Here is an 18436-nt window from a genome sequence, read left to right as displayed (position 1 = left end):
CATTTTATCCGTCCTTAGACGGATCAGGGGGATGAAGGTCTCAATTTCCTTCGGATGACATTGAGGAGGGAAACGATTTCGTCGCTTTTGAGAAGAAAGGATGTTCCAAAAAAAACAAGAATGCCCGTGGCTATGCAGATTGTTAGAAATAATGCCCGAGTTTCGAAGGCGGCTTGGATATTCCAGGGATACATGAAATCAACAAGATAAAAGCTGATTCCCATCAGGGCGGATGCAAAAAATGTCTTACCCAGGGAGGAGTAAAACTTCTGGTCAAGAAAAATCCCGATTTTTTTCCTGAGGATAAAAGACAGCATCAGGACATTGACGGCGGAGGCGGCGGAGGTGGCCAGAGCAAGCCCTCCGTGCTTAAGAGGAAACATCAGAAGGATGCTCAAGCCGACATTGACCAGCAGAGATACGAAAGCGGCCTTGAGAGGAGATTTCCTGTCCTGCAGAGAAAAAAAAGCCGAATCGATGACCCTGATAACAGAAAAGGCCCAGAGACCGAGCGTGTAATAGAGCAGGGCCTGGGCTGTCATAAGGGTTGAATGAGAATCGAAGGCCCCGCGTTGAAAAAGCACGGAGACAATTGGCTCGCGAAGGGCGATCAGGGCTACCGTGGCCGGAACGGTAATATATAGGATGAGGCGGAGAGAAAAAGAAATGGTACGTTTGAATTCGTCAAAAAGGCCCCTGGCTACCTGTGCGGAAAAACTGGGCAGACTGGCTGTCCCCACGGCAATTGCAAAAACGCCCAGGGGAAGTTCGACCACACGGTCGGCATAATAAAGAAATGAAACGCTGCCTTTGGGAAGTACCGATGCCAAGATGGTGCCGATGAAGATATTGATCTGATAGATGCCAGAACCGACCAGCGTGGGAAGCAGAAGAAGTCCGATCTTCTTGATACCGGGATGATGGAAATTAAAATTGGGCTTCAGTCGTGCCCCCATTTTAATCAGAAAGGGCCACTGCAGAGCAAGTTGGAGAATCCCGCCGAACACAACGCCAATGGCGAGGGAAGTGATCGGCTCTTCGAAATATTTGTGAAGAACCAGGACGGACAGGATCATCGCGATGTTAAGGACTACCGGTGCAAGGGCAGGAGCCGCGAAATGACGGAGTGAATTGAGAATGCCCATACAGAGGGCCACGAGAGAGATGAAGAATATATAAGGAAACATCACACGGGTCAAAAAAACCGCGAGATCGAACTGGGCCGGATTTTTGATAAATCCGGGAGCCATCACGGAGACGATGAGAGGTGAAAACAATACGCCGGCCAGAGATACCACTACAAGTAGGATGGAAAGAAGGGTGAGGGCAATACTTGCAAGTTCAAGGGCGCTTTCCCTGGATTTATTCTTAAGATATTCCGTAAAAACGGGAATAAACGCTACGGTCAGGGAGCCCTCTCCCAAGAGCCGCCTCAGCAGATTGGGGATTCGGAAAGCGACAAAAAAGGCATCTGTCGCTATTCCTGCGCCGAAAAAGGCTGCGACCACCATATCCCTGATAAATCCAAAAATACGGCTCAGCATCGTGGCCAGTCCCACAATACCTGCTGCCCGGGCTACCTTTTCATTTTCCCCGCGATGTGCCATTTATGCTTTACGACCTGATGCTGTGTCCTTGCGCCCATCTTTCCCGGAAAGTTTATCCTGCAAAAGAGTCGAAAGGCGGTTTTCCAGGGGTTCGCGGGGCACATTCATGATCTGCACAATTTTTCTTCTGGATGTGTGTCCACTGATAATGTCCATCTGTCCCTTTTTCACCCCCAGAATTCCGGCGAGGAATTCAAGGCATTCGTCATTGGCCTTCCCATCTACAGGCGGCGCTGTAAGTTTGATCCTGAGCGCCCCTTCCTGTGCTCCAGCCAGAGCGCATTTTGCCGACCGGGGCAACACATGAACGCAAAAAGAAACTCCGTTTTTTCTTTCCTGAATGGGGATCACAAACAACCTCGGAATCCATCGGAGATTACGTGGGTCATCGCATTGTCGTGGCCATTTGCATCATGCTTCTGACCAGGAAGTTTTGAAGAAAGATAATCGCCATGATGACGATTATGGGGGAGATGTCGATTCCCAGATTTCTGAAGGGCAGCCAGCGTCGGACCGGGGCCAGAACTGGTTCGGTTACCCGGTACAGGAACATGACGATGGGATTGTAAGGGTCGGGATTAACCCATGAAATCACAGCTCGGGCAATAATGATCCACATATAAAGTGTCAGTGCGATATCCAGCATTTTTGCCAGTGCAAGGATGAGATTTTCAGCAATAAACATAACGGCTCCTTTTTTGGGGCAAATAAAACGATGTTGTGTTGCTATCATAAAGACAGGTGGAGTGCAAAGGAAACGTTTTTCCGTGCAGCCTGTTTTCCTTATTGACAGGTCCACGAAAATAGGCCATCGTCACCATCTGTTGAAATAACGCAGATTGGATATAAGAAGGAGTAAAGGAGGAGGAAGGGATGTTTGAAAATCAGAAGATCGGGCTTGTTGGTTGCGGCAAGATGGGAACGATTCTGCTGTCCGGGATGCTCCGTAATCGTCTGGTTGCTGAAAGTCAGATAAGGGTTGCTGATGTGGTAAAAGAACGCCTTGAGGAAATCCATGAGGCTTATCCCGACATTGTTCAGGAAAGCAATCAACCACTTGCTCGTTCGGTCGACATCCTTATTCTTGCGGTAAAGCCTCAGAATCTGCCGGAACTTCTTAATGAGCTTACAGAAGATATCCATTCCGGGCAATTGATCGTTTCGGTTGCAGCCGGCATTTCCACCCGATTGATCGAAAAGCACCTTTCCGGACCGGTACGTGTCGTGCGGGCCATGCCGAATACCCCGGCTCTCGTCGGTGAGGGTGTGACCGCTCTTGCCGCGGGTGCTTATGCAACACAAAAAGATGTTGAGACTGTCGCCAGGCTGTTCGAAGCCGTGGGCTTGACAGTTAAAATCAATGAAAATCTCATGGATGCTGTAACCGGCCTCAGTGGCAGCGGACCCGGTTATGTGTTTGTTATCCTGGAAGCACTCGCCGATGCTGGGGTGTTTCTCGGTCTGCCGCGGGAAACAGCCTTGAAGCTGGCCGCACAGACTTTGCTTGGCTCTGCAAAACTCTATCTCCGGACCGGGAAGCATCCCGGAGAACTCAAGGATATGGTGACGTCTCCGGGAGGGACAACCATTGCAGGTTTGAAAGCCTTAGAAGAGGGCCGGTTGAGAGCGACTCTGATGACGGCGGTTGAGGCCGCCACCCGGCGTTCCAAGGTCCTGGCCGGGGATGAATAAAATGTGGCTGTAATTATTAAACGACCTATTCTTCCTCGATGACTTCCTTCCTGTTATCCGATTCTTGTGAGACGGGTGACAAAACCGGATGTTCTTCAACGCTTTCTTGAGTTATTACAGGTGGATAGGAAAGAATTTCTCCGAAAACATCTTGTTCGGGGGAAATTGGAGATTCGTCCATGCCCTCCGGCAAAGAAGGAGCCGCGGCAGCCTCTACCTTCTCTTCCGATTTCCTTCTCCTCTTTCGGGGGCGGCGCCGACTTTTTTTCTTGGCCAGTTCCGTTGCAGGTAAAAGCTCTTCCGGACCGCCCGAGCCGGAAGCTGTTTCCACAGATTCTCCAGCGTTTCCCGACGCGGCAGGTTCCAGCTCCTGACCTCGAAGCGCTTCAACTGGAAGAGAGGGCTTTTCTTCCTCCGCCGTTTCCGGTGTTTCGGTTGCAAGTTCACGGGCAACCGCTGAAATGGCCGCATGATCCCAAGTCATATCCGCTTTTCCCGAAATATGAATGGAAAGATCATACAGAGTTTCTATTCTCTGAATGTCGGTGCGCTTCTGATTGAGAAGATAATCAGCAATTTCATAGGGAACACTTATTTTCAGGGCGTTTGCTTTTTCCTTGGCGGCTTCCGTTTCAATTTTCCGGAAAGCGCTCAGTGCCGTATATTCCAGGGAGGGGCGGATACCGCTACCGCTGCAGAAGGGACAAGTGGTATAACTGATTTCCTGAATCGTGGAATGCTTCTTCTGGCGTGACAATTCCAGGATGCCGAATTTTGAAATCCGGGACATCTGGATACGGGCGCGATCAAGGGTAAGTGCTTTCTTGAAGGTTTTTTCCACTTCAGCCTCATGCTTCCGATCCGTCATGTCAATAAAGTCGATGACGATCAATCCACCCAAGTCTCTCAGTCGAAGCTGTCTTCCAATTTCTTCAGCGGCTTCCAGGTTTGTTTTAAAAGCCGTATCTTCGACATTTTTCTTATTTGAGGCACGTCCCGAGTTGACATCAATGGTGATCATCGCTTCCGTCGGACTGATGACGATCGACCCCCCGGACTTCAGTTCCACACGCTCCTGATAAATCTCTCGTATCTGCTCCTCAAGATTGTACTGGCTGAAAATGGGCAATCTTTCCTTATACTGCTTGATCATTCGGAGATTTCTCGGCGCAACAGCCTTGCAGTAGGCTCTCATCTTGCGATAGGTCTCGAGATCATCAACCAGTATTTCTTCAATTTCTGAAGTGAAGTAATCTCTCAGGCTTCTGACGCCGAAGTCGCTTTCCTGATAGATCAGTGCCGGTGCCGGATCGGTTTCCGCCCGCTTCTGTATTTCCTTCCACAGTCTAAGCAGGTGCTGATAATCCCGGGACAGTTCCTGCTTTGTCCGGTTTATGCCCGCGGTGCGAACAATGAACCCCATGCCCTCGTCGATTTTAATCTGTTCCACTAGCGTCTTCAACAGACGGCGGTCTTCTTCAGCTTCGATTTTCCGTGAAATTCCACTGCTGTGCTTATTGGGCAGCAGAACAAGGTAACGTCCAGGCAGGGATAAGTATGTGGTCAGCAGGGCTCCTTTGCGTCCACTCACCTCACGTGCGACCTGAACGATGACTTCCTGTCCGATTTTCAATGACCCTCTGGAGTGTGCGCTTTCCCGCCCTGCCTCTTTTTTTTCTGTGAAGTATGCAGGACTTACATCCCGCAAAGGAAGAAATCCGTCCTTGCCGACGCCGAAATTGACAAATGCGGCCTGCAGACCTCGTTCGACTTTGAGAACGATCCCTTTATAGATATTCCCTGTGATCGGTTCCCGCAGAGACATCTGGATGTTAAACTCCACTAGCTTTCCGTCTTCAACGATAGCCATGCGCTTCTGTTCATGGTGAACAGCATTGATCAACATGATATGTTTCATATTAGTCCTTATAGTCCTTTTTGTGTAAGGTGTCCGCCTGTGCAGACTGCGGGCTGGAGAAAAAAGATTCAAACGATCAAAAAACGTTTTTTTCCTCGACCTTCCCTTATGACATCTTTAATATCTTTATCAGACCCATCCTGTAAGAATAGAATAAGACTTGTCCAGTGGCGGGCCTATCCGTCTATATAAATTCCGAAGCATCTCCTTTGCCGATTCTCAAAACTTCCACGGTATCATCGATCAGGCTGACGATGGTGGAAGGTTCAGCTGCAATGATGCCCCCATTGATAATGACATCAACGTGATGCTTGAATATACTTTCAATCTCTTCCGGATCATTCAGATATCGATCATCAGCCGCCTTCACGCTGGTGCTGATGATGGGTTGGCCCAGTTCAGCAACCAGAGCCATGCAGATCCTGTTGTCCGGTACACGAATCCCAGTTGTCTGTCTTTTGGGAAGAATGATCTTCGGGACGAGTCTCGAGGCTTGAAGAATGAAAGTGTAAGGGCCCGGAAGATGACGCTTCATTATCCTGTAACCGAAATCGGTTACCTGGGCATATTTGCTGATATCCTTAAGGTCGGCGCAGATAAAGCTGAGGGGCTGCTTTTTGTTTCTTTTCTTGATTTCGTAAATCTTCTCGATGCCTTTTTTGTTGAAAAGATTGCATCCAAGGCCATATACCGTATCAGTTGGATAGATAACTATTCCTCCGTCACGCAGAATTTCGGCAACCTTCTTGATAAGTCTTGTCTGAGGGTTCTGAGTGTTTATCGATAACAGCATGGAGGATGTTCTTTCGTTTTCACATCTATAAATCTATTAACTTTATATTGATAACATAAAACCATAACCTTATCAATATACTTGTTAATGAGAATGGTGTGATATTTTTTTGATGCAGGATGCGAATGGGAAGGATACAAAAAAATACCCCTTAATTCTGAGGTATTTCAGAAATATAAGGGGTATATTCGGTTAACTGAGCTTTTTCCTCAGATTTATTCTCCCACATGGTGCTTGTTAATTTTATCTTTGCAGAGCTTGTACTGAATGCTGTCCACCAGGGCGTGCCAGCTTGCTTCAATTACATTTGTGGAAACGCCGATCGTGCTCCAGACATCCTCGTTGTCCTTCGAGTCCAGTAAAACCCTCACTTTGGCGGCTGTTCCATCAGCGCCCTCCAGAGTTCTAACCTTGAAATCCACAAGGTGAACTTCGCTTATCTGCGGGTAGAATTTCACCAGGGCTTTGCGCAGGGCATTGTCCAGGGCGTTGACGGGGCCGTTGCCTTCCGCGGCGGTCAGTTCCTCTTCATTCCCCACGACGATCTTGATCGTTGCCTGGGAGAGGGAAGGGTTGTTTTTCGTTTTGGCATTGATAACATGGAAACACTCTAGCACGAAAGGTTCCTTAAATTCTCCGGTGATCTTCTTGATCAGCAGGGACAGGGATCCGTCCGCAGCGTCGAATTGATAGCCTTCGTCTTCCATGATCTTGATCTTCTGAACGATCAGGGTGCTGATGGCGTCTTCGGTCCCCAAATCGATTCCGAGTTCCCGGGCTTTATATTCGATATTGCTCTTGCCGGAGAGATCAGAAACCAGGACGCGCTGCTCATTGCCCACAAGTTCCGGCCTGATGTGCTCGTATGCCGCAGGATTTTTAAGGATCGCGCTGACATGAACGCCTCCTTTATGGGTAAAGGCACTGCGCCCTACAAAGGGCCTTGAATTCTGCGGCGGAATGTTGGCCACATCGCTGATGTAATACGACAGATTGGTCAGTTGCCGGATCGAGTTGTCTGGCAGACACCACCGGTTCATTTTAAGCTGGAGATTGGCGATGATGGGAATAAGATCAGCATTACCGCATCGCTCGCCATATCCGTTGATAGTGCCCTGGACCATGGTTGCGCCGGCAGAAACGGCGGCAATGGAGTTAGCCACAGCAAGGTCTCCATCGTTGTGAACATGAATGCCCAGTGGGGCATCTGGAAGGAAACTTCGGACATATTCCACGATTACCGTCAATTCATGTGGTATCGTTCCTCCGTTGGTATCACAGAGGACGATAAAATCAGCACCAGCCTTCCATGCCGTTTCAATCGTCTGAAGCGCATAGAAACGGTTTTTCTTGTAGCCATCGAAAAAGTGCTCCGCGTCATAGATGACTTCCTTGCCGTTCGCCTTCAGATATGCAATGGACTCATGGATCATGGCCAGGTTTTCTTCCAGAGGAATTGTCAGAATATCGGTGACATGAAGATCCCAGGATTTACCGAAAATTGTAACGGCCGGTGTCTCAGCCGCCAGCAGTGTCTGGATATTTGCACAGTTTTCCACTTTGATATTGGGTCTGCGGGTGCTGCCAAACGCCGTCAGCCGTGCGTTCTTGAACGGAATGTGTTTCCCAAGTTCGAAAAATCGCATGTCCTTGGGATTGGAACCCGGCCACCCGCCTTCGATGTAATGAAAGCCCATTTCGTCAAGCCGCTGGGCGATGCGCACTTTCTCTTCTGCGGAAAAATTGATCTTTTCACCCTGGGTGCCGTCCCTGAGGGTAGTATCATAAATTAAAACATCTGTCCGGTCAGTCATGTTGTATTTCTCCTTATCTGGAAAAAAAAATCCGTTATCAGTTTTACCTGATAACGGATTTTTGGAATCTTTTTTTAGAAAGACACTACCCCCTTATCAGGTCCCGATATATATCGGGGCTAATTATGCCTATAATTGCCGAAGGACTGATAATGGAGGTTATGATGTTTTCCGAGGTCAAAAGTAAATTACATCCTATTTTTAAATATATTAAATTTGTTGATACTGAGTTTTGCATGGTTTGTCAATCACAAAGTGAATATTCAGCAGAAAAATGGCTTTGCAGAGATAAGAAATAATTTCAGATTAATATTAATGAAAAGTGAAGAAGCTATCGGCATGTTCAGACTATCCTTTAAATGACTTTTGTTTGCTCTTGAGGTATAATAAATAAAAAATGCTCCCGGAAATTAAGGTTATCTGTAACTCGTATCACCAGAGTTCATGGTCTTTAGATGGTGGATTGCTCAGTAGGAAATTCGTGAGATGTTAACTAAAAAGAAAAATGTTGGAGAAGGGAGATAAGCCGTATGAATGCATTATCTAAAGAAGAACTGAAAACTTTGATGCAGAAGCGGAATGACTGGTGTGTATCCATGTTTATGCCGACTTATCGTACCGGCGTGGAAAGTCAACAGAATTCAATCCGTTTGCGCAATATGATACGCCAGGCAGAAGAGGCGTTAACAAGTTCTGGTATGCGTGCGCATGAGGCTAAGGAATTTCTGGAACCGGCAATGGAACTGGTGAGTAATATTTTGTTCTGGCGGAATCAAAGTGATGGTCTGGCTATTTTTCTTTCCAGGGACATTTTTCGATACTTCTGTCTGCCTGATCATCTCGAGGAACTTCTCGTAACTGCCGACCGATTTCATATGAAACCACTTCTTCCACTTATGCATGGTGATGAACGATTTTATGTTCTTGCTCTGAGTCAGAATGAGGTCAACCTTTTTGAAGGTACATCTCAATCCATTAGTGAATTAAGTGTTGACAATCTGCCGAAAGGCCTGGCGGATGCACTTCAGCTTGATCAGCCGGAAAGACAGATTCGATTCAGGTCTGGAATAGGCGGAGAACGCGGAACAATGATGTCTGGTCATGGCGCCGAGATCGAAGATGTGAAACAAAATCTTTTACGATACTTCCAGCGTATTGATAAAGGATTGCGTGATTTCCTCAAAGAACGCGATATTCCCCTGATTCTTGCGGGTGTGGAATATCAGTTCCCTATTTATCGTGAAGCCAACAGCTATCCCCTGCTCATGGAAGAAGGCATTGCAGGTCATCCGAAAGGGATGAGTCTCGATCAGCTGCACCGTGATGCGTGGTCCATTTTGGGACCTTATTTTCAGAAGGCTGAAGATGAGGCTCTATCGCAGTTAAATCAGTCTGTGGGAACGGGACTGACATCTGACAACCTTCTGGAAATCGTTCCTGCCGCCCATCATGGAAAAATCGGAGTTTTGTTTATTGCCCAGGGATATCAATGCTGGGGTAACTATAACGAAGAAGACGATACCATCGTGTTGGATGAAAGCAAAAAACCGGGAAATGAGGATCTCGCAGATTATGCAGCCATAGAGACTTTCCTGAATGGGGGAAAAGTATTTGTTGTAGCGCCGGAAATTCTCCCCGGTGGCGCACAAATGGCGGCCGTGTTCCGCTATTAACTACACCGTAATACCTTAAAAAGAACCCGCAGTGGCAATCTCCCTGCGGGTTCTGTATTTTGACGGCGAGAGCAACAAAGGAACGGTTTCGTTGAGGAATCAAAATTCCTTCGGGGAAATCGGTTCTTCTGCTGTGATTTCCTGAACTCTTCCCCGATAAAGATACCGTTCAAGAAAACGGTGGAAAGGCGTCCACCCCGTATCTTCATCACGGAAATCATTCAAATATTCCTGGAAGGCGTTGACCTTGGCATCTAAGTCATCCACATAATGAACCATAAGGGCTTCCAGGGTTTTGGGCCGCTTGGGGGAACCGTATTCCAGTATGCCATGATGACTCAGAATCAAATGGCGGAGTTCCATGGCAAGATAAGCGGGGAAATCCGGGATTGCGGTAATTTTTTCATCAATCATTTCTACACCGATGATAATGTGACCGATGAGTCTGCCCTCGTCACTGTACTCAACCAAGCGATCATAGGAAAATTCATTGATCTTGCCGATATCATGAAGGATTCCTCCTGTCAGAAGAAGATCCCGGTTCACTCCAGGGTAATGGGATGCGATCTGGCTCAGCAATCGGGTTACGGAATGGGTATGCTCCAGAAGTCCTCCCAGGTAGATATGATGGAACCCTTTGGCTGCCGGCGCCCGCTTGAAACGTTCCGCAATTTCACGGTCATCAAAGAAGGATTTAAGTAATTTTTTCAGCGGTGGGGTATCGATCCGGTCGATGATGGATTGCAGTTCACTGAACATAACTTCGACGTTCATCCGGGTCGTTGGTACGTAATCATTCAGAATAACTTCGGAATCATCGAGAGTATTCAGGGACAGGATGGAAAGCTGCAGTGAGTTCCTGAAACTCACAGCCCGGGCGTTGACCTGAACAACGTCTCCCTTACGAAATCGTTTATCCCATTCCAGGGCATTATCCCAGATTTTTCCATCGACCTGACCGGTCTTGTCTTTCAGGCGGAGATTAAGATATGGGGCGCCTTTCTGAGAATAGGCCACGTTTTTCTCTGTAACAAGAAATGAGTCCTGAACTTTTTCTCCCGATTGAATATCCTTTATGTAAAGATGTTTCACATTCAAAAGATCACCAGTTTTCCCTTTTTGTAGAACTTTATAAGCCGGCATTGATCAACCTTACTGTGCCCAATGGCTATGATGCTTATTTCTCGCGTAAAAGACGGTGTTCCCCTGCACGGATGGTGAGTTTCGTAAGATCGAAATATTCCATCAATGGAATGATGAATTTCCGGGACAGCCCCGTCAGTTCCCTGAAGCTGGCCGGGGTTGCCTTGCCTTCCTTAAGCAGAAGATTCTTGTAATTTCCCCGCAGAATCTGCAGACTGTCCCGATGAAAATAAAGATCTTCACTGATCTTGACCAGGATGCCTTCCCGAAGCATAACATCCATGACCTTGCGCGCCGTATTTTTCTTTTGGGCAAATTTCTCCATCACTTCCCGCATCGTAGGTGGTGTCAATCCAGCATCCAGATAGAGACGGTTCAAGGATTCCCGCAATTCTCCAAGGTCTTCCTGGAGACTGACCTGGTGCTCAGCAAGGCGGATGATTTCGCGGTCAAGGACGATTCTTCCCGTTCGAGACAGCGCCTGGACGGCAGACAGGAACAGCCGGTTCGGGACACGACGTCCCAGTGCGGAACGCAACTCCTCCTTGAGAAGCCCCTCCTTCAAAGGATATTTTTTGTGATAGGCGCTTAATTCCTTGAATATTTTCTGCTGAAGCTCCTGGTGAAACAGTGCGGACACAACCGTAGGCGCTTCCTTATCAAGGACGACCAGTGCGTGTCTTGATATAAGGACGTCCAGAATTTTTTTCAGCTTTGCCGACGGCAGTCCGGTTCGCATAACCAGAAAGGCCAGAGAGATGCCGTCGGGACCGGCCCGATCGATGACGGCAGCGGCTTTGTCCTCATCGCTGCCGTGATGCAGCCGAGCAAAGGATTCCAGAATGGCCGGATCGTTCCGTTTATGTTTCCGGGGGAGGGGATCCACTACGAGCCCGCCACCCAGAGTTGTAATCGGAGAATAGCTCCGAATGACAAAGTGGTCTCCGGCCATAGTGACTACAGGTTCCGCAGTAAAGAATTGAGCATAGGTCTTTTCTCCGGGCTGCAGTTCATCCCGATCCAACAGAAGAATTCTGGCCATGGTTTCGCTCGTCCCTGTATGGAAACGCACCAGTGAGCGGTGTATCATTTTTTTCTTGTCGGGGGGAAGATATTCCAGAAAGGTGTCGACACGCAGTGTTGCCGTCATTGTGTCCGGATGAACAAGGACCTGTCCTCTCTGAATGTCCGCCCTCTCCAGTCCCTGCAGGTTGATTGCTGTTCTCTGGCCGGCTTCCGCACAGGTCACTGCGGCATTGTGGACCTGAATGCCCCGGACTTTTGCGGTCACGGTTCCTGGAAGGATCTGCACAGTATCCGCCACGTTGACCTGTCCGGAACGAAGCGATCCGGTTACAACAGTTCCAAACCCGCGGATCGTAAAGACCCGATCCACAGGAAGCCGGAATATCCCTGTATCCATTTCTTCTTCAATACCGGCGGCCACCGTTTCCAATGCAGAAAGAAGTTCTGTAAGCCCTTCACCGGTCTGAGAGGAGACAGGGATCACAGGAGCGGACTCGAGAAAGGAGCCTTTCAGAAAGTCTGTAATATCCTCCCGGATAAGTTCCATCCAGTCGCGGTCAACGAGATCGATCTTGGTCAAGGCCACAAGGCCTTTGCGGATATTGAGCAGGGAGCAGATCTGAAGATGTTCCCGGGTTTGAGGCATAACGCCTTCATCGGCGGCGATGACCATCAGAACCATGTCTATGCCGGCAGCCCCTGCCACCATGTTTTTAACGAATCGTTCGTGACCAGGAACGTCAACGACGCCGCATATCTGACCGTTGCGAAGGCGGAGGGAGGCAAAACCAAGTTCAATGGTGATGCCACGTTCTTTCTCCTCCTTGAGCCTATCGGTATCCACACCGGTGAGCGCCCTGATCAGCGCAGTCTTTCCGTGATCGACGTGTCCGGCTGTGCCCAGAACAACATGTTTCATTAAAATTAATTCCCTTTTTCTGTCCCTTGTTGGTGCCTGTTTTCTATTGACCTTCAGTAAATTTTTCTTTTAACAAAGTCCCGTACATTTCACAACGGATAAAAGCGTTCCGATGATGACGTTTAATTTCAAAAAGCTTGTTATTTTATCCATGATATCAACCATAGACGGTTCTTGAAATCCTTTATGAATAAGATTTTTTCTTCATTGTTCATCCTTGATATAAAAACTATTCTCAGGTAAAAAAGAAATTTACTGAAATTTGAAGGAGAATAAAGAGTAAGTGCAGGAAGGGAAAAAAACGAAACTGTTTTATCACCTCAAAAAATGGCTCGAAAAAGCCATCATGGATTACCGGATGATTGAAGAGGGGGATCACGTGCTTGTCGGCGTTTCCGGCGGAGCGGACAGTCTTGCCCTTCTGGATCTGCTCAACACTCCTATGATTTTTGTCCCGGAATTCTCTCTGACCGTCGTTCACATCGACCCTGGTTTTGATCCGGACGCGGCCGGGTATGACAGGCTGGAAAGTTATATGAAGGCTGGTGGATACAATTACGTGATGGAGAAGACCGATATCGGCCCACTGTCCCACAGCGACTACAACAAAAAAAATCCCTGTTTTCTCTGTTCCAGACTCCGTAGAAAGCGGATTTTCGAAATTGCAGGTGAAATAGGCTGCAATAAGATTGCATTGGCCCATCACCAGGACGACATGATCGAAACCCTGCTCATCAACATGTTTTATGGACGTGAAATCAGCACGATGATGCCGGATCAGCCGATATTCGGTGGATCGATGCACATTATCCGTCCTCTGACTTATATCCGTGAGGAACTGATCAAGAAATACAGCCGGGAACGAGAATTCCCGATTGTCGAATCCTCCTGTCCCACCAACCCCGTTTCTAGACGGAGGTACATCAAGAACCTGCTGGATTCTCTGGAAAAGGAGAACAAGGATATCCGTGCTAATATCTTCAAAGCGATGAGTCACGTTAAGATGGACTATCTGCCTGGCTTGCATCGTATCCGGAAGTCGGATTCATGCGGCATGGAGATTGCGGCGTTGATAAGCTGAATTTCAGGGCAATAAACCGTTAATCGGCACTGAATGCAGAAGAGAGACGGCAAAAGAAATTACAAAGGGTTTATTAAGAAACCCAGGGTGAAACAGAAGTGGCAAAAAAGGAAAAGCCGGAAAAAATAATCTGCCAGAACAAGACGGCCAGAATAAATTATTTTATTGAAGATACCTATGAGGCCGGGATTGTCCTGGCAGGAACAGAAGTCAAAGCCCTGCGCGACGGTAAAGGAAATTTAAAAGACAGTTATGTAGCGGTCAAGGATGAAGAAATATATCTTTACGGAATGCATATCGGGCCTTATTCCCATGGCAATATATCGAATCACGAGCCGGAGCGTGTACGCAAGCTGCTTATGCATAAACGGGAAATCCGGAGACTTTACGGGAAATCGCGGGAAAAGGGATTTACTCTGATTCCCTTGAAGGTTTACTTCAATAATAGTCGGATCAAAGTCGAAATCGGCGTAGGCCGGGGTAAAAAACTCTATGATAAAAGAGAAGATATTAAATTAAAGGAGGACCGCCGTGCAATGGAACGTGGCCTGCGCAGCCGAAGCAGAGAAGGGTAGGGATGCGGAATTTATTAATAATATTGACGATCAAAAGAGTTATTGACTTTAGGAAAATGCAGTATTATTATAATAAAAAATAAATATGGATACTTGTGAAGTATCGTGTTCATTGAAAAAAGGGGGCGTTACGGTTTCGACGGGGATAGTTGAAGCTGTAGAAGCGTACCGAGGTTCCTACAGGCCTCGTTAAACAGGTAGGAAAACAATACTCGCAAACGACTACGAGTACGCATTAGCCGCTTAGTCGGCTAACGTTCTTTCTGATTTTTCCTGTCGGATCAGAGGGGGCGTAATTTCAGGCAGGATAGTCCTAACCTTTTCCTGTGGGGAACAGGGCGAAATTCACATGGGATAGCAATCAGTAAAGCCTGCCTTTGGGCGTTACAGAGTGCGAATGACAAAACAAAGGATACGTACGTAGAAACTGCAGTGGAATATTTTCGGACGCGGGTTCGACTCCCGCCGCCTCCACCAAGACATAATCCAATACAATACAAAGAAGTACAAAACCCGTTAGAAATAGCGGGTTTTTTCTTGATTTCCGTCTAATAACATGCTATACGATTCATGAAAATCCGGGATTTATGGGTACCTAAAATGAAGCAAAGAGTACCCATAATGTAATGCGGGTACCCAAAAGTGGAGATATTACCATGCCGAAACGAATCATCCCTTTGACGGATATGAAGGTCCAAAAAGCCAGACCGCAAGACAAACCAATTGCGCTATTTGACGGAGGCGGTCTATATCTTCTGATAACGCCTTCCGGTGGTAAGTTGTGGCGGTTTAAATATCGTTTCGACAAAAAAGAGAAGAAGCTTGCTCTCGGATCGTACCCGGAAATCAGTCTGCAAGACGCACGTCGCAAACGGGAAGATGCCCGGAGGCTACTTGCAAACAACATTGATCCTGATTCCATTCGTAAGGCACAGAAGCAGGCAAAAACAGAAGAAACCGAAACCTTCGAGGTCATTGGCCGGGAATGGCATACGAAATTCACGCCGACGTGGACGCCTGGGCATGCCGTCACGATTATGAGCCGGTTGGAGCGTGATCTATTTCCATGGATCGGTAAACGCCCGATCAATCAAATCAAGGCGCCTGAACTGCTCGCCGTCCTTCGCAGGGTGGAAAGCCGGGGCGCTCTCGAATCGGCACACCGGATCAGGACGATTGCCGGGCAGGTTTTCCGATATGCCGTTGCCACGGGAAGGGCAGAGCGCGACCCTGCGGCCGATCTTAAAGGAGCCTTGCCGCAGCCGCGAGAAAGGCACCATGCTGCGCTTACGGAGCCCAAAGAAGTTGCCCCCCTTTTAAGGGCCTTGGACGGCTATCAGGGGCATTTTGTTGTGAAGTGCGCCTTGAGGCTTGCGCCGATGTTCTTCACTCGCCCCGGAGAACTGCGCAATGCGGAATGGTCGGAGATTGATCTTGACGAAGCCGTTTGGAACATACCGGCGCACAAGATGAAGATGAAACAGGCACACATCGTACCGCTTTGCCGCCAGGCGGTGGAGATATTGACGGAACTGAAGGAAGTGACCGGGCCAAGCCGTTACGTTTTCCCGTCCGGGCGCTCCTTCGCGCGGCCAATGAGCAACAATGCCGTTAACGCAGCGCTTCGCCGCATGGGGTACGATAGGGAAACCATGACCGGCCACGGCTTTCGGGCAATGGCGCGGACCATTCTCGATGAAGTCCTGCATGTCCGGCCTGATTACATCGAGCATCAGCTTGCCCATGCCGTGCGTGACCCGAACGGGCGGGCTTACAATCGGACGGCCCACCTTGAAGAACGCCGGAAAATGATGCAGATATGGGCGGATTATCTTGACGGATTAAAGGCAAACGGCGTGTTGGTTCCGTTCAAGACAATCAAAGGATAATGCACTGGGATACTCGCCGGAATCCCGTATTCGGGGGATTTGATCCTCGACGGGAGCACTCCTACCCACTAGACCCTGAACGCACGATCAGGGACAACGAGGGATAAGATGGGATAACGAAAGAAAGTGAAGATTCGAGTAGTTATCCCGTTTTTCTCATTCAGAGGGAACCAGGGAAATGCAAGGGAAACAGGGGATATTTTTTGTAAAGTAATGACCAAGGTAATTGGGTAATGAAAGCTGGGCATCACTCCTGAGGACTTTTTTATGCCTCATTGGAGAGGAATCGATTTTCAACTACCCTTCTTGTGGCTTCTTACATTCACGGCTTTCAATTCCAGAAGCGGATGGCGCCGGATGCGGTTCTGCAGGGCCTCGTCACCGGTCAGCAGCTCGGGGGCTATCTCGCCCATGTCCAAAATCCGATCGAGAAATTCCTGGTCCGGTGCGGTGAACGGCAGCAAGCTGGCAAGAAGATTACGGCAGTCCTCGACAAGCCCCTTCCCAAACTGATCCTTCCGGATATATTCGCTCCCTGCGGACCTTAGCGTGGGGATGAGTTTTTGTTCCAGATCGGCGGTATCGACATCCACATCCTTCAGTGCAATGGTTCGCCAGTCGGTGCGACTCATGGCGCCGTAGACGACAAAGGCCAAACGCAGCCTTTCCCGATCGAGACCACCCAGACGGAAGAGGTTGCTGCAATCGAACAGATCACGCGCCTGCCGCCGCGAGAGCAGCGCCGAGAGCTTGCCAGCCGCGAGTTCGTGGACGTCCACCACCGAGATGCCTGTGGCCTGCCAGATGCCGACCTGCCGTGAATCAATCCGCTGCACCGGCCACAGTGGGACCCGGAACATGAAATTGACATCCACCTCCAGGTTGCCTCCCTGGCCGCCGGCGCTGGGATAACGGAGCTGCCATTTGCCGCCCGCATGCTCTGTCGGCACGCGCCGGACCATGAATCCCTCCCGGGCAAAGACCGCCTGCAGGGCTTCCTCGACCTTGGGCCGTTCCAACAGCATCGTCTCCCGGTCCACCGCTCCCATGTAATTGAGATCGATGTCCACCGAGAGGCGGGGAACGGCGAAGATGAAGAGGTTCAGGGCCGTGCCGCCCTTGAGGACCAACTTGTCCTTGAGGAAGGGATGGCTACGGATGGCATCGAGCAGTTGGAGCAACAGCGCGACCTTTTCCAGCATGTCCGGGCGAAAACCGGCGGCCTCCGACTGGACGGCGAGCGTTTCAGGGGAGATCTTCATGAAGGTTCCTCCCACGATCTCTCGTAGATCTCTTGGGGAACGACGAGGTTCCAGGCGGCCACGAAGTGTCCCGCTTTCCGCCGGCTGCGTTCCAGGTAGTGAGGGTGTTGTGGCCGGAGGTCACGGAGGGCACTCAGGTGCACCTCGTCGACCATCAGGCCTTCCCGGTGCTGCTCCAGGAAGAAGCCGACCTTGGCCGCGGTCGTGGCGTTGCCGAGATGTTGCACGTAGGCAGTCACCTTGTCGAGATCGAAAAACTCCACGGACTCAAGGGAGCGCCATATCTCCTCCCAACTCCCAGTCAGGCCGGGCCGGTGGAGTACGTCCACGAAGGTCCTTTCCAGGCCCGTCACTCGGACCTCCAGACCCGCGCGATCAGCCTTGACTACGTCGAAGGAGACAGCGACCTCGGGAGGCAGAGCCCCGGGAAAGCGAACTCCCTTGAACTGGTAGGACCGGAAGCTGATGGGCCGCGCAGGTGCGGCGGAAAGATAGACGAAGTGCTCGTAGACCGAATAGGCCTTGCCGTGGAACTCCATGGCCGTGTGGTAGGCCAGCACGGCATCCTTTGTCATCCGAGAGGCCAGCAGGAAGGGATCGACGGGATAGGATGCGGCAGACGCCCCGGTAGGGACGACGGCATAGAGACCGCGGCGCACCCGGACCAACCGGCTCATCTTCACGTGATAGAGGAGTAAAGCCTCCTGCGTCCGGGGATTGCGCGGGCCTTCGGAGGCAAGGAAGGCAGCAAGCTCATCGCCCGTAAAGACAGGCTGTCTGTTGAAAAAAAGTCCGAGTTTCATTAGCTTGCTCTTGATGTTTATTAACGTAACACGTAATATATTTAGGTGTTTTGATATTGCATGTCAAGTATTATATTGGATCGTGAATGGGATTTATTGACAATATCGATCAATACCCATAATTTCATTATGGGTTTCGTTTATAAATGTCAAGCGCAGAAGTCCTTGGCTGAAATGCTCGATGGCGAATACAAGTTTTTTTACTGAAATCGCCACAGCATTTTATTGACTATGGGCCGAG

15 protein-coding genes and 1 other RNA gene are annotated in these 18436 nt (G+C 49.2%); 6 read left to right on the top strand and 10 right to left on the bottom strand.

Annotation, left to right across the window (positions count from 1 at the left end):
• Positions 1–23: 23 nt before the first annotated feature.
• From murJ to SYN_RS08295, 3 genes are read right to left on the bottom strand one after another with little or no spacing between them, the layout of a single operon-like run.
• A complete protein-coding gene (gene murJ / locus SYN_RS08305; RefSeq protein WP_011417640.1) occupies positions 24–1607 on the bottom strand; it encodes a murein biosynthesis integral membrane protein MurJ in 1584 nt (527 codons plus the stop codon).
• Positions 1608–1958, bottom strand: a complete 351-nt coding sequence (locus SYN_RS08300; RefSeq protein ID WP_083756526.1) for a DUF167 domain-containing protein — start codon at positions 1956–1958, stop codon at positions 1608–1610. It lies immediately after the preceding gene.
• A gap of 34 nt (positions 1959–1992) precedes the next feature.
• Positions 1993–2292 carry a YggT family protein gene (locus tag SYN_RS08295; RefSeq protein ID WP_041584900.1) on the bottom strand — a complete coding sequence of 100 codons (300 nt, stop codon included), beginning with the start codon at positions 2290–2292 and terminating at the stop codon, positions 1993–1995.
• Between the two features lie 188 nt (positions 2293–2480).
• Here SYN_RS08295 and proC point away from each other — a divergent pair, with 188 nt between their 5' ends.
• Positions 2481–3299 (top strand): pyrroline-5-carboxylate reductase, encoded by an 819-nt coding sequence (proC, locus tag SYN_RS08290; protein ID WP_011417637.1) that lies wholly within the window; start codon positions 2481–2483, stop codon positions 3297–3299.
• 25 nt (positions 3300–3324) lie between these two features.
• Here the strand turns inward: proC and SYN_RS08285 are convergent, their stop codons facing one another.
• From SYN_RS08285 to cimA, 3 genes are all read right to left on the bottom strand, one after another.
• Positions 3325–5205 (bottom strand): Rne/Rng family ribonuclease, encoded by a 1881-nt coding sequence (locus SYN_RS08285; RefSeq protein WP_158302954.1) that lies wholly within the window; start codon positions 5203–5205, stop codon positions 3325–3327.
• Positions 5206–5401: 196 nt separating this feature from the next.
• Positions 5402–6010 carry an L-threonylcarbamoyladenylate synthase gene (locus SYN_RS08280; RefSeq protein WP_011417635.1) on the bottom strand — a complete coding sequence of 203 codons (609 nt, stop codon included), beginning with the start codon at positions 6008–6010 and terminating at the stop codon, positions 5402–5404.
• A 215-nt stretch (positions 6011–6225) separates the two neighbouring features.
• Positions 6226–7824: a citramalate synthase gene (cimA, locus tag SYN_RS08275; RefSeq protein WP_011417634.1), complete on the bottom strand. Its 1599-nt coding sequence runs from the start codon at positions 7822–7824 to the stop codon at positions 6226–6228.
• Positions 7825–8354: 530 nt separating this feature from the next.
• Here cimA and SYN_RS08270 point away from each other — a divergent pair.
• Positions 8355–9497, top strand: a complete 1143-nt coding sequence (locus tag SYN_RS08270; protein ID WP_011417633.1) for a hypothetical protein — start codon at positions 8355–8357, stop codon at positions 9495–9497.
• Positions 9498–9596: 99 nt separating this feature from the next.
• Here the strand turns inward: SYN_RS08270 and SYN_RS08265 are convergent, their stop codons facing one another.
• Both SYN_RS08265 and selB read right to left on the bottom strand, forming a co-directional pair.
• A complete protein-coding gene (locus SYN_RS08265) occupies positions 9597–10640 on the bottom strand; it encodes a 3'-5' exoribonuclease YhaM family protein (RefSeq protein WP_011417632.1) in 1044 nt (347 codons plus the stop codon).
• Positions 10641–10674: 34 nt separating this feature from the next.
• A complete protein-coding gene (gene selB, locus SYN_RS08260; RefSeq protein WP_011417631.1) occupies positions 10675–12585 on the bottom strand; it encodes a selenocysteine-specific translation elongation factor in 1911 nt (636 codons plus the stop codon).
• Between the two features lie 283 nt (positions 12586–12868).
• Between selB and SYN_RS08255 the strand changes: the two genes are divergently transcribed.
• From SYN_RS08255 to SYN_RS08245, 4 genes are all read left to right on the top strand, one after another.
• On the top strand, positions 12869–13666 hold the full coding sequence (locus SYN_RS08255) for a tRNA lysidine(34) synthetase (protein ID WP_011417630.1): 798 nt from the start codon (positions 12869–12871) through the stop codon (positions 13664–13666).
• A gap of 98 nt (positions 13667–13764) precedes the next feature.
• The gene (gene smpB, locus SYN_RS08250; protein ID WP_011417629.1) at positions 13765–14241 is read left to right on the top strand and encodes an SsrA-binding protein SmpB; all 477 of its coding nucleotides are present in this window, start codon (positions 13765–13767) and stop codon (positions 14239–14241) included.
• A gap of 121 nt (positions 14242–14362) precedes the next feature.
• Positions 14363–14718: a transfer-messenger RNA gene (gene ssrA, locus SYN_RS15810) on the top strand.
• 179 nt (positions 14719–14897) lie between these two features.
• Positions 14898–16130, top strand: a complete 1233-nt coding sequence (locus tag SYN_RS08245; RefSeq protein ID WP_041584899.1) for a tyrosine-type recombinase/integrase — start codon at positions 14898–14900, stop codon at positions 16128–16130.
• Positions 16131–16423: 293 nt separating this feature from the next.
• On the opposite strand, the gene SYN_RS08240 is transcribed toward SYN_RS08245, so the two are convergent.
• Positions 16424–17392, bottom strand: coding sequence for a nucleotidyl transferase AbiEii/AbiGii toxin family protein (locus SYN_RS08240; protein WP_041584898.1), 969 nt, complete (start codon positions 17390–17392; stop codon positions 16424–16426).
• Entirely contained in the window at positions 17389–18195 is an 807-nt protein-coding gene (locus SYN_RS08235; RefSeq protein ID WP_011417626.1) for a type IV toxin-antitoxin system AbiEi family antitoxin domain-containing protein, read from the bottom strand. Before SYN_RS08235 ends, SYN_RS08240 begins: the two co-directional genes overlap by 4 nt.
• Between the last annotated feature and the right edge of the window lie 241 nt (positions 18196–18436).

This window comes from Syntrophus aciditrophicus SB, assembly GCF_000013405.1.
GTDB classification, from domain to species: domain Bacteria; phylum Desulfobacterota; class Syntrophia; order Syntrophales; family Syntrophaceae; genus Syntrophus; species Syntrophus aciditrophicus.
This window is presented reverse-complemented; position numbering and strand designations above follow the sequence as displayed.

Bases quoted from the DNA above. Each gene is read 5' to 3' on its own strand.
- SYN_RS08245 (WP_041584899.1), top strand. From the start codon at position 14,898: ATGCCGAAACGAATCATCCCTTTGACGGATATGAAGGTCCAAAAAGCC.
- selB (WP_011417631.1), bottom strand. From the start codon at position 12,585: ATGAAACATGTTGTTCTGGGCACAGCCGGACACGTCGATCACGGAAAG.
- SYN_RS08285 (WP_158302954.1), bottom strand. From the start codon at position 5,205: ATGTTGATCAATGCTGTTCACCATGAACAGAAGCGCATGGCTATCGTT.
- SYN_RS08270 (WP_011417633.1), top strand. From the start codon at position 8,355: ATGAATGCATTATCTAAAGAAGAACTGAAAACTTTGATGCAGAAGCGG.
- SYN_RS08240 (WP_041584898.1), bottom strand. From the start codon at position 17,392: ATGAAGATCTCCCCTGAAACGCTCGCCGTCCAGTCGGAGGCCGCCGGT.
- SYN_RS08280 (WP_011417635.1), bottom strand. From the start codon at position 6,010: ATGCTGTTATCGATAAACACTCAGAACCCTCAGACAAGACTTATCAAG.
- proC (WP_011417637.1), top strand. From the start codon at position 2,481: ATGTTTGAAAATCAGAAGATCGGGCTTGTTGGTTGCGGCAAGATGGGA.
- SYN_RS08235 (WP_011417626.1), bottom strand. From the start codon at position 18,195: ATGAAACTCGGACTTTTTTTCAACAGACAGCCTGTCTTTACGGGCGAT.
- SYN_RS08295 (WP_041584900.1), bottom strand. From the start codon at position 2,292: ATGTTTATTGCTGAAAATCTCATCCTTGCACTGGCAAAAATGCTGGAT.
- murJ (WP_011417640.1), bottom strand. From the start codon at position 1,607: ATGGCACATCGCGGGGAAAATGAAAAGGTAGCCCGGGCAGCAGGTATT.
- cimA (WP_011417634.1), bottom strand. From the start codon at position 7,824: ATGACTGACCGGACAGATGTTTTAATTTATGATACTACCCTCAGGGAC.
- SYN_RS08265 (WP_011417632.1), bottom strand. From the start codon at position 10,640: ATGCCGGCTTATAAAGTTCTACAAAAAGGGAAAACTGGTGATCTTTTG.